General features: G+C 49.1%; 15 protein-coding genes and 1 tRNA gene. 8 read left to right on the forward strand and 8 right to left on the reverse strand.

The features are described from left to right. The first annotated feature begins 2 nt into the window (after positions 1-2). From JVX88_RS04465 to JVX88_RS04500, 8 genes are all read left to right on the forward strand, one after another. Positions 3-599 (forward strand): riboflavin synthase, encoded by a 597-nt coding sequence (locus JVX88_RS04465; RefSeq protein WP_211626109.1) that lies wholly within the window; start codon positions 3-5, stop codon positions 597-599. A 282-nt stretch (positions 600-881) separates the two neighbouring features. After that, the gene (locus tag JVX88_RS04470) at positions 882-1,049 is read left to right on the forward strand and encodes a hypothetical protein (RefSeq protein ID WP_211626111.1); all 168 of its coding nucleotides are present in this window, start codon (positions 882-884) and stop codon (positions 1,047-1,049) included. 195 nt (positions 1,050-1,244) lie between these two features. Continuing rightward, entirely contained in the window at positions 1,245-1,913 is a 669-nt protein-coding gene (locus JVX88_RS04475) for an RNA polymerase sigma factor (protein WP_211626112.1), read from the forward strand. 187 nt (positions 1,914-2,100) lie between these two features. Continuing rightward, positions 2,101-2,832: a zf-HC2 domain-containing protein gene (locus JVX88_RS04480; protein ID WP_211626114.1), complete on the forward strand. Its 732-nt coding sequence runs from the start codon at positions 2,101-2,103 to the stop codon at positions 2,830-2,832. A 14-nt stretch (positions 2,833-2,846) separates the two neighbouring features. After that, positions 2,847-3,614 carry a DUF4097 family beta strand repeat-containing protein gene (locus JVX88_RS04485; RefSeq protein WP_211626116.1) on the forward strand — a complete coding sequence of 256 codons (768 nt, stop codon included), beginning with the start codon at positions 2,847-2,849 and terminating at the stop codon, positions 3,612-3,614. A gap of 116 nt (positions 3,615-3,730) precedes the next feature. Next, positions 3,731-4,582, forward strand: a complete 852-nt coding sequence (locus JVX88_RS04490) for a hypothetical protein (protein WP_211626118.1) — start codon at positions 3,731-3,733, stop codon at positions 4,580-4,582. 75 nt (positions 4,583-4,657) lie between these two features. After that, on the forward strand, positions 4,658-6,931 hold the full coding sequence (gene polA, locus JVX88_RS04495) for a DNA polymerase I (RefSeq protein ID WP_211626119.1): 2,274 nt from the start codon (positions 4,658-4,660) through the stop codon (positions 6,929-6,931). 3 nt (positions 6,932-6,934) lie between these two features. Then, the gene (locus JVX88_RS04500; protein WP_211626120.1) at positions 6,935-7,582 is read left to right on the forward strand and encodes a pyridoxamine 5'-phosphate oxidase family protein; all 648 of its coding nucleotides are present in this window, start codon (positions 6,935-6,937) and stop codon (positions 7,580-7,582) included. 36 nt (positions 7,583-7,618) lie between these two features. On the opposite strand, the gene JVX88_RS04505 is transcribed toward JVX88_RS04500, so the two are convergent. The 8 genes from JVX88_RS04505 to JVX88_RS04540 form a co-directional block, all read right to left on the reverse strand. Continuing rightward, positions 7,619-7,694: transfer RNA gene (locus JVX88_RS04505), tRNA-Ala, on the reverse strand. A gap of 93 nt (positions 7,695-7,787) precedes the next feature. Beyond that, positions 7,788-8,042, reverse strand: coding sequence for a hypothetical protein (locus JVX88_RS04510; RefSeq protein ID WP_211626121.1), 255 nt, complete (start codon positions 8,040-8,042; stop codon positions 7,788-7,790). 26 nt (positions 8,043-8,068) lie between these two features. Then, positions 8,069-9,274, reverse strand: a complete 1,206-nt coding sequence (locus tag JVX88_RS04515; RefSeq protein ID WP_211626122.1) for an endonuclease/exonuclease/phosphatase family protein — start codon at positions 9,272-9,274, stop codon at positions 8,069-8,071. Between the two features lie 326 nt (positions 9,275-9,600). Then, complete coding sequence (gene phnE, locus JVX88_RS04520) at positions 9,601-10,380, reverse strand: phosphonate ABC transporter, permease protein PhnE (RefSeq protein WP_211626123.1); 780 nt, start codon at positions 10,378-10,380, stop codon at positions 9,601-9,603. A gap of 17 nt (positions 10,381-10,397) precedes the next feature. Next, entirely contained in the window at positions 10,398-11,102 is a 705-nt protein-coding gene (locus tag JVX88_RS04525; protein WP_211626125.1) for a phosphonate ABC transporter ATP-binding protein, read from the reverse strand. Then, positions 11,103-11,999, reverse strand: coding sequence for a phosphate/phosphite/phosphonate ABC transporter substrate-binding protein (gene phnD / locus JVX88_RS04530; RefSeq protein WP_211626127.1), 897 nt, complete (start codon positions 11,997-11,999; stop codon positions 11,103-11,105). Between the two features lie 3 nt (positions 12,000-12,002). After that, entirely contained in the window at positions 12,003-12,191 is a 189-nt protein-coding gene (locus JVX88_RS04535) for a hypothetical protein (RefSeq protein ID WP_211626129.1), read from the reverse strand. 102 nt (positions 12,192-12,293) lie between these two features. Further along, a complete protein-coding gene (locus JVX88_RS04540) occupies positions 12,294-14,684 on the reverse strand; it encodes a TonB-dependent receptor plug domain-containing protein (RefSeq protein WP_211626130.1) in 2,391 nt (796 codons plus the stop codon). Positions 14,685-14,790: the final 106 nt, after the last annotated feature.

Below are 14,790 nucleotides of genomic sequence, written 5' to 3' on the forward strand. Positions count from 1 at the left end.
GCGTGTTCACAGGGATAATTGAGGAACTCGGACGTGTTTCGGCATTGAATGAAAATGCCGGCGGCGTCCGAATTTCTATTGCTGCAAATTATATAACCGAGGATATTCACCCGGGTGACTCAATAGCTGTCAACGGCGTCTGCCTAACAGTTCTATGTCCCGACGCAGATGGTTTCTCTGCAGATGTGTCACCAGAAACCTTAAAGGTAACGACCATCGGTTCACTCGGTATCGGCTCGCTTGTGAACCTTGAGCGGGCTGTTGCCCCCTCCGGTCGGCTGGGCGGACATATCGTCCAAGGCCACGTTGATGGAATGGGTACCTTTCTCGGAGCGGTGCCATTCGGCGATTTCTGGACTGTTCACATCGGCTTCCCGTCTGAACTTGGTCGCTATTTTATCCATAAAGGATCCGTTGCCGTTGAGGGAATCAGCCTTACTATCGCCGCCCTAAGTAACGAAGCCTTTGAGATAGCAGTGATACCAAAAACTTGGGAAATGACCAACCTATCGGCTTTGAACGCCGGCGATCCGGTGAATCTCGAAGTAGATATGGTGGCTAAATATATTGAGAGACTGCTTGAACATAGAGGTGCTTGATCTCCTCCTTATCTTCGGCAATGCCAAACTTGAACCACCGATGTTCTTGGATATGTAGTTAGATCGATATTATGAGAACGGCACGTTGAATATTTGGAGTATCAGCCATCTACGGAGTCTTAGTTCTAATTCCGCAATACTTTCTGGAGCGCCAATACGGTATTGACAACCCGCCCGCAATAAATCATCCCGAATTTTTCCGGTTTCATCGGTGTCGCTCTTGCGTTTCAGATTGTGTTGGCACTAATAGCTTATGATCCAATAAGAAGGTATCGGCCAATTATGCTCGCGGGTGTCGCAGAAAAGTTCTCTTTTGGCATCGCAGCGGTTGCCTCATTTTCCTTGCGGCGTCTTTCAGACTCACTTATCTGGGCCGCAATGAATGATATCGTTTTCGGGATCTTGTTTGTTGTTGCGTCCATTCTTACCCGACGCAGGCAGGATGTATGAACCGTGGACAAATTTCAGCCTAATTATCCTAACCGTCGAACATAAGGCCGCAGAGAGCTTGAAAAATAAATACCTTTACCTTGGTCAAATTTACATATATTATTTTCTCAGGTCAGTGCAACCGTTAACTGGAGGTATCGCATCATAGCTGCCGACGAAGTCTTACAACCAGAGAACAACCTGTCTGGAGTGTTTATGGAGTCGAACTCTACCGTACTGCCTACTGAGGCAATAGGCGGGCTGGACCAGGAAAGCTTGAATGGAGCTAAGGTCCTAGCGTATTTCCCGACCGAGGATAAGACCGCCAAGGCGGACGCAACTGATATAGAACTGTGCCAATTGGCCACGGACGGCAATCTTTCGGCCTTCGAACTGTTGTATCAAAGATACAACCGACGTACCTATTCCTTATGTCTTAGAATGACCGGAAGCACTACAGAAGCAGAAGACCTGACGCAAGAGGTCTTCATTCAGCTATTCCGCAAAATCTCCAGTTTCCGAGGGGATTCGGCCTTTTCCACATGGCTTCATCGGCTAACCGTCAATCAGGTGTTAATGTTCTTTCGCAAGCGTAGCGTAAAGAATGAACGCGTCTCTGAAGACGGCGAGATGCCGGAACAGATCGCCATCGGGTCGGCAGATCCGGGCAAGATGCAGGTGATCGATCGCATAGCTCTCCGAAATGCGATTGCGGAGCTTCCGAAAGGCTACAAAAGAGTCTTTATTCTGCACGACATCGAAGGTTATGAGCATGAAGAGGTCGCGCGGCAGCTCGGAATTTCGGTCGGAACCTCAAAATCGCAGCTTCACAAAGCTCGGCTAAAACTGAGAGGTCTTCTGATCCAGCAAAAAGATCAACTCTAACAAAATAAGAAAAGGTCAACAGGGTAGCGGTTTTTGCCGGACTATTCATCTGGATAGATGCATCCTCGAATGTTTCGGGCAGGCAACTAATCGGGTTTAGCGTTAATCTATTAATTTGTCATTCAAGGGGAGATAAAGATCGATATTAAAGCCTTCGCTCACTTTCAGCCGAAGGATGGGTTTAAGAATGGACTGCAGCCTTTGCCAGGAGTTGATCAGTGAATACATTGACGGTGAGACCGATCAGGTGACGACCGCACTTGTCAGCGCCCATCTTGCCGAGTGCGGCGAATGCTCTCAGTTATTCGAAGATTTCTCTGCAATATTGGCAAATTGTGCAAAGCCCGATACCAAAGAGATCGTCCCGCCTAATCCGAAAGCTCTTTGGTGCCGCATAAATAACGTAATTGAATCGGACCTTAAACACCGAGAGAATAAAAAAGAGCAAACGCCCGTTGGGTTGTTCGGAAAGGGTCGTGCATTTTCCGTCCCTCAGGTCGTAACCGCAGCCATTGGTGTCGCATTGATCAGCTCTCTTCTGACTATTGTTGGCCTAAAGAATTACTTTGAGCCGACACTCGCCGACAACACAACCCGTTCTCGTGAAACAGAGACTACTGTCGAGAAGTTGCTTGGAAAGCTTGGGCTTATTGAGGGTATAGAGCAGGCGCGCGAACGGCGTATTCGTGAACAACAAGCCGTAATTGATTACTGGAATAAACGTGTTCAGGCAAAACGAATGCACTGGGACGAGCGTATGCGGGAGGCGTTCGATCGCAATGTCCGGGAGATCGACCAAGCTGTACACGAATATACGCTCATGTTAGAAAAAGACCCTGATGATCAACTCACTGGCGAGATGCTCGATTCCGCCTTGAATGAGAAAATGAATCTTCTTAGGGAATTTGCCGAGTTGTAAGGTCCTTGTTTGCGATGTCTTTTGCCCAAGATCATTTCAATTTCAAAACGACCGCGGCTTTTCGATGTCTGAGTGTCGCGTTTTTGTTTGTTTTTCTGCTTTCGCCCGTATTTGCCCAAAAGCGCTTTTCGAAGACTTATCCTGCCGGTCAAAATGTAACACTACAGCTAACTAACCGTTCAGGAACTGTAACGGTCGAGGGCTGGAACAAACAGGAGATCAGCATTTCTGCGTATCTTGAGGCTCCAGCCGCGAATATCGAACCGCAAAGTCTTAGCGGTACGATCTACATAAATTTGGTGCGCGATAATCAGGGTCGGATGGATGTCGGCAATGTCAATTTCAATATTAAAGTCCCCTTCGGTTCAAGTGTGGACATAGAAACAAAGATCGGAAATCTCTCCGTATCAAATGTGCGCGGAGCGCGTGTTCGAGCTCATATTACTAGCGAAGGGGACATTACGTTGACTAACATCGTTTCAACAAATGTGTCTGCACAGAACGGCATCGGCGATATCTTCTTCGATGGCCAGATACAGAACGGGGGAACATATAGATTTAGTTCCATTCGCGGCAACATTAATCTGCGAATTCCCTTCAACTCCTCATTTAGGTTGGTGGCGACAGCACCTTCTACTCGGAGCATCGACCTTGGGCCTTTTTCGGGCGGTGATCTGCGGATGGTCGGTGACGGACGTCGCATCGCCGGGCAGAACGGCGCTGGTGATGCAAGCATCAGTATAACCAACCAACGCGGGACCATAGCTTTTATACGCCGTTAGCACTGTAGCCCGGCCCGGCGAATCACCACAAAATAAATCCTTGCTTCCGTGGCAATGGAATGTGTATTCTAGTTGTGGCCGCGTTTCGCTCCCTATCCTTGCCTTTCTGGAACACTATGAAACCCAAAATTCTCTTGATCTCTATAGCCCTGTTCCTTATCTACGGAACTTCATTTTCACAGCAACCCTCATCGATAAAGCGAACCACCTATAAATCTGACGTGATACCTTTCGGTTCGGGGGGAACACTCTCGATAATTGGAGCTCCGAATGGTTCCATAAAGATCGAGGGCTGGCAACGCTCAGAGATAGAAATAAATGCTGAGATCGAGGTCGCCGCCGGCAATGATGCAGATCTGAAACGTCTGTCGTCCGTGGTTGGTTTCATTACGGAGGAAAGCCTCGGGCGCACCGCGATCCTAACCATCGGCCCGCATGATCGAAAGGCCATAATGAAACTCGATAAGAAGTTTCCTAAACATTTGATCGGATCGACCTATGCCGTAAATTACACTTTGAAAGTTCCGCGTTATATCGATTTGCAGATCGATGGCGGAAAAGGGGACCTGGTGGTTACAGGCGTCGATGGAATGATCAAACTAAATCATTTGGATGGCAATTCAACTATAGACCTTGTCGGAGGGAGCATTCTTGCAACGATCGGCAGCGGCACCGTGAATATCACCATACCGACCCGCAGTTGGCGAGGACGTTTTGCCGAAATCAATCTTGCAAAGGGAGAGATGAACATCAGTCTTCCTACTGGCTTGAACGCTTATTTTGACGCGTCGATACTGCGGTCAGGCAGGATCGATAATCAGTTCACTTCATTTGCGCCGCGTGATCGAAAAGGAGAATTCACCGAACGCTCTATCGTGGCCAAAACCGGTACTGGTTCAGTTCCATTGAAGTTCACGATTGGAGATGGAACGATGAGGATCCGCGAGATCGGCCCTCCCGGAGCATAGTCAGATTTCAATTCGGTATTTATTAGTGGTAACGTATCATTCGTTACCACTTTTTATGTCTATTAAATCCGATATTTGGCTCCGAAAGATGGTCGAAGAGCAGCAAATGATTCTAATTTAAAACGCAAGGTCCCCGTCCCACCGATCGAATGGTGCGACGAAGCGTGGGTACAGAACAAATTCGGTTTGCCGCCAGCGAAGATCATTGACCTGCTCGGGCTAATGGGAGATTCCATCGACAACATTCCCGGAGCTCCCGGCATTGGCGAAAAAGGTGCATTGAAACTGATACTCGAATTCGGTTCGGCCGAAGGGGCGATGGCGAATGCCGACAAGGTAACTCATAAAACCTATCGTGAAAGCCTGCAAAATAACCAGGACATCATTCGCCAGTCTTTAGAGCTCGCGACCGTACATTGTGAGGTACCGATAGAACTTGATCTTGATCAGCTAAGATTCCGCGAGCCCGACCGTGTGAAAGCATACGAAATTTTTCGCGAACTAGAGTTCAACACGCTGACAAAAGAATTCTCCGACGCCGCGACGCTGTTCAATATGCACGGCGGGGCCGACGATTCGCCCGGACGGGTCGAGCAGATATATGAGGTGATAAAAACCCGAGCCGAATTGGACAAACTAATTCGCACGGTATGGGAAAAGGAACGCTTCGCCTTTTATGTTGATGATTCGAATGAAGGCAAATGGCACAGTGCGTTTGATAAGCAGCCCCCATTGGGTGTGTCTATATCTTACGCACCGGGCGTTGCAGTTTTCATTGATCTTGAGAATTTTGAAGATGGACGTGAGACCGCCTTGCGCCCGATCGCTGATACCTTCGCAAATCCGTATATTGAAAAATGGACGCACGACCTGAAAAAGAACCTCGCCGTACTTCGGAAGATCGGTGCTGAGGTGGTCGGCGTTACGGAAGATCTGATGCTTGCGTCTTATCTGCTTGATTCGGGACGACCGCATCATGAGATCGAGTTCTTGGCACAGCACAATCTGAACGCTTATCCGAATGTCAAAGCTCCTGAAGCATTCTCGGCGTCCGGTTGGCAGGCCGCAACACGTGCCGATCAAATATTTCAGCTCGTGCCGGTGCTCCGCAAGAAAATAGCGGCGGATGGCCTTACCAAGGTCTATTCGGATATCGAAATACCGGTCAGCCCCGTGCTTGCTGATATCGAAACCGCAGGAATGAAGGTCGATGTCGATTCGCTTAGCACTTTCTCTGACTTCATTTCCAAAGAGCTTGCAGCTCTGCGAGAAAAGATCTTCAAGATCGCCGGACGCGAATTCAATATCGGTTCACCTAAACAGGTTGGCGAGGTCTTCGCGGAATTGAAAATCGCCACCGGGAAGAAGACAGCGACCGGGCAGGTTTCAACGAGCAAAGATGTACTTGCCGAGCTGGCTGTTGATTTTGAGATAGCTCAGTTAATAATCGACTATCGCGAACTCGATAAATTGAAAGCGACATATGCCGATTCGCTGCCGAAAATGGTGAATACGGACGGGCGAATTCATGGCGTTTTGAATCAAACAGTCGCCGCGACCGGGCGACTGAGTTCGACTGAGCCAAATCTACAGAACATTCCGGTTCGCACAGAACTTGGCCAGCGAATAAGGAAAGCATTCATTCCGGAAAAGGGGAACAAGCTCATCTCGGCGGACTATTCGCAGCTTGAATTGCGAATTCTCGCACACATCACGAAGGATCCCGTAATGCTTGAAGCCTATCAAAAGAATGAAGATATACACGCAAAAACGGCCAAGCTTGTTTTCGGGGCTGCTGACGAGAAGGACTTGAAGGAAAAACGTCGCTTGGCGAAGATAGTCAACTTCGGCATCGCCTATGCGGTCGAGGCTTTTGGGCTTTCGCAACGTGTCGGCATCTCGAAACAGGAAGCACGCAAGGTGATAGACGACTATTTCGAAACATACAAAGGCATCCGTGCATATATGGACCGAATTCCGGAAGAAGCCCGCGAGAAAGGTTATGTAACTTCGCTGTTCGGACGCAGGCGATATTTCCCGGGCATCAAGGATCGCAATTTTGCGGTCCGTTCGCGCGCCGAACGCGAGGCGATCAATATGCCGATCCAAGGGACTGCATCGGACATAGTTAAGATCGCGATGATCAATGTAGCGAGATGGCTTAAGGAAGCCGGACTGAGAACGCAAATGATAATGCAGGTGCACGATGAACTCCTTTTCGAGGCACCCGAGGAGGAGGTCTCCGCAGCTTCCGAAATAATCAAACGCGAAATGGAATCGGCAGCCGTTCTTGACGTTCCGCTCATCGCAGAGATCGGCGTCGGAGATGATTGGATGAGCACGAAATGATTTATGAAAGGCAGTGAACGAATTAAAGTAAAGCGCCTTCCGGCACGCGGTGCGTATGATCGCGATACGATCTATGCGATCCTCGATGAGGCATTCATCTGTCACGTTGGGTTTGCAGTTGACGGCCAGCCGTATGTGATCCCGACAGGATATGCGCGTATTGATGATCATCTGTATATTCACGGCTCTTCCGCCAGCCGGATGTTGCGGACGCTTTCGGAGGGTGTAGATGTTTGCGTCACAGTAACTTTGGTCGATGGGCTGGTGCTAGCTCGTTCGGCGTTTCATCATTCGATAAACTACCGCTCGGTCGTAGTGCTTGGTAAAGCTGAACTTGTCGCAAATCGTGAAGAAAAGGAAAGGGCTCTCGAGGCATTCACCGAACATATCATTCCGGGGCGCTGGCCTGAGATACGCTGGCCTAATGAACTGGAACTTAAAGCGACCTCTGTCCTGAAACTCCCTATCGAAGAAGCCTCAGCAAAAATAAGGACCGGCGACCCGAAAGATGACGACGAAGATTATGCAATGAACGTCTGGGCCGGTGTGCTGCCGATCTCAGAGACGATTGGCAGGCCAATACCTGATTCACGACTGGGAAACGGGATCGCTATCCCTCCTCATATAACCAGCTACCCTCGGAAAAAGTAAAAACCGCCGAAGCTGATCGGCGGTCTTGCAGAAACCTGGTGGAGATGAGGGGGATCGAACCCCTGACCTCGGCATTGCGAACGCCGCGCTCTCCCAGCTGAGCTACATCCCCAATGAAAATGACAGTTTAGAATCGATGGTTACGAATTTCAAGAGATCGGCGAAAGTTCACATAGCCCGAAGCAAATCCGATCTCATTGCGCTTTCAATTCACCGCTCCGGCTGGAAGAAGTGAACCCTTTGGGTCAGAAACATAAGCATATCCGTCTTCGATCTTCCCGATCATTCCGTGAAAATGAACCTCGGCGCCAGAAACGACGACAACCGAATCGCCGGGGCTTACTTTTTTCTCATCGACAGGGAATCTGATCGTCGTGGCATTGCCGTTCTCATGAGCGACCGCCTCGTATTCGAACGTTGCCGCGTCAAAGCTAAGAGTTTGTGAAAAAGAAACTTCCATTATTTTTCTCCGATAAATAGAGTTTATTAGTCATGGAGGCGAAAGTCCAAAGAGATAGCGTCGTGGTCCGAAAGCGGCGTGCCATCCTTGTCCCTAAGTTCGCCGATCGTTTTTGCCGCGCTCGGAGATGCGGGCACGATGCCCTTTCCGGCAAACCAGTCCAGCCTGCTTGAAACACTTCCGCCGACGCGGTTTGCGGCCCAAAAAATGAACGGGAAACACCATTCCGGCACCCAGTCGCGCAGGTTGGTATTCTTCTCGATGCTTTCAACGTGGTAGTGGAGCGTTCCGGTCCCGATGTTGTTGAGATCCCGAAAACGGTAGCCGCGGCCTTCGATAAGATCAAACAATGCCTTTTCGAAGAATCGCTCCGGGTGCGGCAGGTGGTTCTTAGCAACATTTTTAGGCCCCATAAAGACGCGTCGCCAATAGCCCATTATCGCACGCGTGGAACTTTGCGAATTGAATGTGGTGGTGTTCCAATCGCCGCCGATCAAAGTTGGCATCTCCGGAAGAGTATCAAGATGATCAAGAATTATCTGCATCTGAAGACGGCGATGAGCTCGCGAACAGTGAGCATCAAGATGAACGGTAACCGCCCGGAATATGCCGGCCGGATGCTGGACCTCAGCGACCAATGCGCGAAGCCAGCCGAGCCGTTTTTCCTTGCCCCACATCTTGTCTTTCCCATTCGGCAGCGGAACGGCCTGAATATTCCGCATTGGCCACTTTGAGAACATCGCCAGGCCGTGTATCGAATTCGTATTCTCTCCCTCAGCCATTGCTTCAACCCCGCTTCCCTTTTGTAGTGCAATGTAAACCGGAGCAAATGCGTAATTAAGCCTCAATTCGCGTGCGAGATCCTGTGCGACGAATCTATTTCCGCTTCGGGCCATTCCATGGTCAAGCTCTGTCAGGAGCAACACGTCCTTGCCGCTCAGGTTAGCGTTTTGCTTAAGTGCATCTAGGATACCTTCAAAAATGTTCCCGCGTTCGATGTTCCATGCCAGTGCGGATATATGGCTGCGGACTGCGGTTTCATTCCCGCAAGAAAACTCTTCATAAATGACCGAGTTCAAGATCCGCTCAGCCTCGTCCTTGATCTCCGCGTGGATCGGAGCGGATTCAAGCTCAGCGAGAGAATCAAACTTCAAAAGTTCATCGAACCTTTGGTTCAGATCGTGCTCTAGAAAGCTAGGCAGATACACCTGGTCAGAGATTCTAGGTCTCATAAAAAGAATCAGGATAACCACTCCTGCCTCAAATTAAAAGAGAAGTTCTTAACGCCGATCAAGGTCGGACTATTTCGGTTATGGGGAAGATCGTAAACATTGGGAACAAACTTGGGTGCCAGACTCAAAATTTAGAATTATCTTTCTAAAACCAACCACAGCCATACTATACAACCATGTCCGTACTATCATTATTTACCTTAATATGCACCTAATTGCGTTCATATATCGGTCATTGGCCAGCCTCTGAATGCGCCTATATCATTTAAGCAGCCTGTCTGCCTGATAGCTTTTCATACTCCTGATTGTTTTAGGTGCGCAGAATCTTAATCAGAATGCAATAGCTTTTTGCGGAGCCACTCGCCGAATAGATCAAGCAGCGTAACGAGTATAAGAATAAATAGCAGGACCGCAGAGAACTTGTCCCATTGGCCGAACTCCTGATAAGTATGCAAAAGCAGTCCAATGCCGCCGGCGCCGACATAGCCGATTATAGCGGCCGAGCGGATATTGTATTCAAGCATCCAAAGGACGTGGCTCGCGACAAGCGGCTTTACCTGAGGTAAAAGTCCATACTGAAATGCCTGTATCGCATTAGCACCGGACATTTTTAACCCGTCAGGGACTTCCGTATCAATAGATTCAAATGCGTCACTGAAAAACTTGCCTAAATATCCAACACTATAAAACGTCAACCCGATCACCCCTGCCAACGGATTGGGCCCTACTACTGCTACCGCTATCAGTGCCCAAATAAGGCTCGGAAGAGTTCTAACAATGTTCAATATCATCCTGACCGTTAAGTTCAGCCATCTTGGCGCAACGGTCTGAGCACCGGCAACTGCCAGCGGCATAGCAATGATCGCGGCGAACAGTGTGGCCATAACTGCGATCTGTATTGTTTCGCCGAGAGCGAATATGATCTGCGGCGCTGCTGAGAGATCAGGCGGAAAGAATTTTGCAGCGAAGCGTCTTAGATTCTCTAGATAATTAAGGTCTCGGCCCGAACCGGTCAATGCGGGCAAAGAAAACACCACCGCGACTGCAAAGAGCAGTAGGGTTGCACGAAAAGCTGTGAAGCGCTCGCGCCAACCAAGTGTAGGCATCGGTCCGGTTTTGGCCACTATCTTTTAATTTTACGTAGCGACCAGCCATCCGCAAAAGCAGATCCTATCTTCAGTTCAAAATCGGCAAAACGCTCTACAAGCTCAACATCGTGCAAAACAGCGATCACGGTCTTGCCACGTCCTGCACACAACAAGCGAAAGCGTGAAAGCACCTGTTCAGCAAGTTTAAGATCAAGGTTCGATGTCGGCTCGTCGGCAAGGATCACGCTCGGGTCTTGCATAAGCACACGGGCAATCGCCGTACGCTGCTGTTCCCCGCCCGAAATACTCCGAACGGGCTTATGACATAGATCAGCAAGGCCAAATTCTTTTATAAGCTCGAAGGCATTTTGTTTTTCGGGCGATCCAAACGCGAAGAGCGTCTTCCACCAAGGCTGACTCCCCAAACATCCGCACAAAACATTCGTCAACACGCTAAGTTCATTCGTAAGACGAAGATGTTGAAATACTGTACCGATGGAGGTTGGGAGATCATCTGCAAAATTCACACTTCCGTCAGTCGGCTGGATCTGGCCGCGAAGACAAGCAAGCAAACTTGTCTTGCCGGATCCGGATGGTCCTGTAACCGCGAGGAAACACCCTGCCGCAAGCTGCCAGGACATTCGCTCGAATAATCGCTTATCGCCGCGATCAAGCGAGAGCCCTTCAACTCCAACAGCTATTTCCCCGGGTGAGATCGTCGCCGTTCGGGTGGTCTCCATCTATTTAGGCATAATCGAGAGAGCTTCTTTCAGTGGCCTTAGGTGTTCTTGCTGATCCGCTTCAACGAGTTTGGAAGTAAATAGTTTGTCGCGGAGCTCCGTATTTGCGGGATCGTTCAATGAGAGCAATGCCTGCCTGAGCTTATTCCTTTCTTCACCGGTAAGCGTCTTGCGGACCGCAATGATATGCGTTGGGACATCTCCCTGCTCCTGCACCTTCTTCAGCTTTGAGCGCTGCTCTTCGGTCAAATGCTTGTTCTCATCCAGCACGTAATAACTTACGGCCGCGGCCTCAGATTGGCCATTCAAAACCCGTTCAACCGCTGATACATAACCGGTGCCAAAAAAGACATTCCCCGCCCCAAAAAACTCTTCAGGATCGGCTTTTTCTGATATCAAATTTCGCTTGCGTAGATCCCAGAGCGGTATTATGAAGCCCGAAGTGCTCGTCTTGCTGGCAAATGCAACGGGTTTTCCTTTAAGATCCTCGATCTTTGTGTAAGGCTTTTCCTTTAGCGACAGCCAATAACTTTTATAGGTGGTCTTGCCGTTGATCTCACCCACCAGCAGCAGTTCAGCATCCTTGGCGTTAATAAGATCATTAGCACTTAGATAGCCGATATCGATTGTTCCATTTGCGAACCCCTCATTTATCACCGCCGCTGAAAGAGGAATGATGATCTCTACCGGCTTCCCAAGCTTTTCCGATAAATATTTTTCAAGCGACCCACGCTCTGCTATCATCTGATCCGGGTTCTTATCCGGCTTAAGCGCAATAACGACCCTTGCCCCTTTGTTCGCAGAATTACTTGAAATGGATTCCGGCCGCGAACCACACGCGGCAAGCAGTGCGACAAAGATAACTGTTGCTATCAAAGTTATAATTTCTTGTTTCATAAACTAGTTATTGAATTTTTCGTGAGTTTCTGAACTGTTTGATACATCTTCGACAAGAGCAGCGCCTTCGGCGATCCTTATTGGGGCCAACCCGTCCAGATCCCACTCGGAATAGTTCAATTCGATCACACGATGCATGAGAAATTCAAATTCCCCACGATCGAAGCTTAGGCGAACATCACCTGCACGCATATGGGCAAGCCTGCAACCTCTACAATACCAAACCTCAAGTGGAGTTTTTGCTGATCTAACACTATCCATCTGTATGCTGTATGATAATTAGCCTTATTTGGCCTAAAAACTCATCTTTGCACCCACCTGAACTAATCGCGGACTTGAAGGCAAGATGCCGCGAACGCGATCGACGATGAAAAGGCGGTCAAATATATTCTTTGCTGTAACAAAAAAAGTTGTTCTGATACTTTCTACGCGATAATTCACAGTAGCATTCCAATATGTCTGTGCCTGGATCGCCCCGCTCTGTCCGTTTGGTGTCGGGTTGATAGTGTTCAGGTCATCGCCAAACTGTCGGCTGATGTAATTATTTTCAATAAATGCCTCAAACCCTTTTGAATGCGAATAACCTAAGCTTGTTGTTATTAAATGGTTTGGCACATACGGAAGACGGTTCCCTTTGATCGGGATAGAAGCGTTTAGTGAACTGTATCTAGTACCGCGGAACTCCGCGATCGGCAGCCATGTATATGCCGTTCGCATGAAAAAATTATGCTCGGAGAGAAAAACTGTGCCTGAATCAAACTGTCCTGAGAATTCAAACCCTTGTTGCAGAGTTTTTCCTCCATTAGTTAGCGTCGCTCCGATGCCGCCTGCCAGGCTCGCCGGAATAATTTGATTCTCGTAGTCCAACCGGAAAAAGGTGCCTTCAACCCGAAAACCTTTAATGACATCACCTCGAACACCAACCTCATAATTCCAGCTGCGCTCCGGATCCAGGTCGAGCACCCCACCATTATTTCCGATAATGTCTTCAGCACGCGGCGGAGAGAACCCGCGATGAAGCCCAGCAAAAATCCTTATTCGACCAGGGGCAGAGTAGGTGATCCCGACCCCTGGAATCACCTCGGTGATCGTTGTCCGTCCTTCTGCAATAGGGGATGCCAAGAGATTTCGTCGTAGAATATCTATCTGCTCAAACCGGACACCGGGCGTTACCGCAAAGCGGCCAAAGATAAACCTATTCTGTATGAACCCTGACTTTGCGAAATTCTTCCTTTGATTTACTTCGGATGGCACCCCATCACGGCTGGTCGGAAGATCACCATTCAATTGACGGCGGAACTGGTCTTCCCAATGAAGCCGAAATCCGCCCTGCAATTCACCGCGGACGATCTTGCCAATACCATAGCTATGATCGAAACGCGGAGCGACCCCGAACGTTTTGTACTCGCGCAACCGGCCCTCATTCCCGCAAGTTGTACTCAGATCAGCCATGCTGAGGCAATCCGGATCAATATTCAAACGGTTTGGCCGCTGTCCCGAATTCGATGATTGCCGCCACCAATGCCTTTTAAAGTGATTGAAGTAGAAATTGGTGGTGATGAAGGTTTGCGCTCCAAAAACACCTGTGTGAGAAGCAGATAGACCATAGCGGTCTCCATAGAAGAAGTCGTTACGAAAAGGATTAGCCCGCGGATCCGCAGCGAATTCTGCCTCGGTCAGTCCCGAATAGGTTACGTTCGAGTCTTCGCCATAATAGCTGAATTTAAAAGTAAGTGAATTTCTTGCATTTATCGTTTGGATCACCTTTGAAGATAAGTCATTCAGCCTAGCGTTTGTGTTCTCGCGAGCCCCATCGCCCTGTTTGCGAGTGTAGTTAACGAATAAACCTGTTCGCTTAATGGTCCCGCTTCCGGTAAAGCTTCCATTGAAGTAAGAACGGTTTCCGCCGATCAGTTTGATGGCAAATGAGGGCTTTGTGGTCGGGTTCGGTGTCAAATAATTTATTACTCCCGCGATCGTTTGGGGTCCATAAGCTATCTGACTTGAACCTTTTAACACTTCCACTGATGCGTAGCGCTCGATCGGCGGATGGTAGTAAGACGCATTGTCACCGTAAGGAGCATAGGCCAGCGGAATGCCATCTTCAAGAAGCAACACTTTTGTCGAGCGGGTGGGATTCGTCCCTCGTATCCCGATGTTCGGCCGCAGCCCAAAGCCCTCCTCTTCTTTCACATTTACACCGGAGATCTTTCTTAAAGCTTCGGAGAAGTTAAAAACGCGACTGTTCTCTAATGTGATCCGGTCAAGCTGCTCTATGGATCCAGGAGCACCGGACGATGCTCCGGCATCACCAACCAGATTTGCAGCCGTAATGGATACTTCCGCGGCAACTGCTTCCGGCGAAAGCTCAACTGCAAAAACCCCATCAAAAGGAGAGACTAAAGAAATCGTTTTCGATCCAAAACCTCTGCCGCCTGCCGTCAGCGAATATAACCCAGGCGGTAATGAGCGAATCTCGAACCAGCCTTCGTCGTCGCTAATGATCTCACGCCTGAGACGTATGTCCGCACGTTCAAGCACTATGGTCGCACCGGGAATCCCAGCATGAGCCTGATCTATCACCCGGCCCCTTATGCTCAAGACGGTCTGCCCAACCAACGTGCCGCAAAGGGAGGCGGCAATGAACAATATCGTAAGTATCCTTGCTAGTCTTATCTCTTTCATTTTCTCATTTGTATATTTTGGTGGCGTCAATAGTCCGACAAACTACTTACCTAGACTGGAACCATTAGGCCAGCGAAATCTTCATTATGTGCGTCTGATCAAAAAT

Source organism: Leptolyngbya sp. 7M (assembly GCF_018128485.1).

What these genes read in the sequence shown, in the direction of transcription:
- phnD (WP_211626127.1), bottom strand. Translation starts at nt 11,999, where the DNA reads ATGAAACAAGAAATTATAACTTTGATAGCAACAGTTATCTTTGTCGCA.
- JVX88_RS04540 (WP_211626130.1), bottom strand. Translation starts at nt 14,684, where the DNA reads ATGAAAGAGATAAGACTAGCAAGGATACTTACGATATTGTTCATTGCC.
- JVX88_RS04515 (WP_211626122.1), bottom strand. Translation starts at nt 9,274, where the DNA reads ATGAGACCTAGAATCTCTGACCAGGTGTATCTGCCTAGCTTTCTAGAG.
- JVX88_RS04470 (WP_211626111.1), top strand. Translation starts at nt 882, where the DNA reads ATGCTCGCGGGTGTCGCAGAAAAGTTCTCTTTTGGCATCGCAGCGGTT.
- JVX88_RS04485 (WP_211626116.1), top strand. Translation starts at nt 2,847, where the DNA reads ATGTCTTTTGCCCAAGATCATTTCAATTTCAAAACGACCGCGGCTTTT.
- JVX88_RS04535 (WP_211626129.1), bottom strand. Translation starts at nt 12,191, where the DNA reads ATGCGTGCAGGTGATGTTCGCCTAAGCTTCGATCGTGGGGAATTTGAA.
- JVX88_RS04525 (WP_211626125.1), bottom strand. Translation starts at nt 11,102, where the DNA reads ATGGAGACCACCCGAACGGCGACGATCTCACCCGGGGAAATAGCTGTT.
- phnE (WP_211626123.1), bottom strand. Translation starts at nt 10,380, where the DNA reads ATGCCTACACTTGGTTGGCGCGAGCGCTTCACAGCTTTTCGTGCAACC.
- JVX88_RS04510 (WP_211626121.1), bottom strand. Translation starts at nt 8,042, where the DNA reads ATGGAAGTTTCTTTTTCACAAACTCTTAGCTTTGACGCGGCAACGTTC.
- JVX88_RS04500 (WP_211626120.1), top strand. Translation starts at nt 6,935, where the DNA reads ATGAAAGGCAGTGAACGAATTAAAGTAAAGCGCCTTCCGGCACGCGGT.
- JVX88_RS04475 (WP_211626112.1), top strand. Translation starts at nt 1,245, where the DNA reads ATGGAGTCGAACTCTACCGTACTGCCTACTGAGGCAATAGGCGGGCTG.
- JVX88_RS04480 (WP_211626114.1), top strand. Translation starts at nt 2,101, where the DNA reads ATGGACTGCAGCCTTTGCCAGGAGTTGATCAGTGAATACATTGACGGT.
- JVX88_RS04490 (WP_211626118.1), top strand. Translation starts at nt 3,731, where the DNA reads ATGAAACCCAAAATTCTCTTGATCTCTATAGCCCTGTTCCTTATCTAC.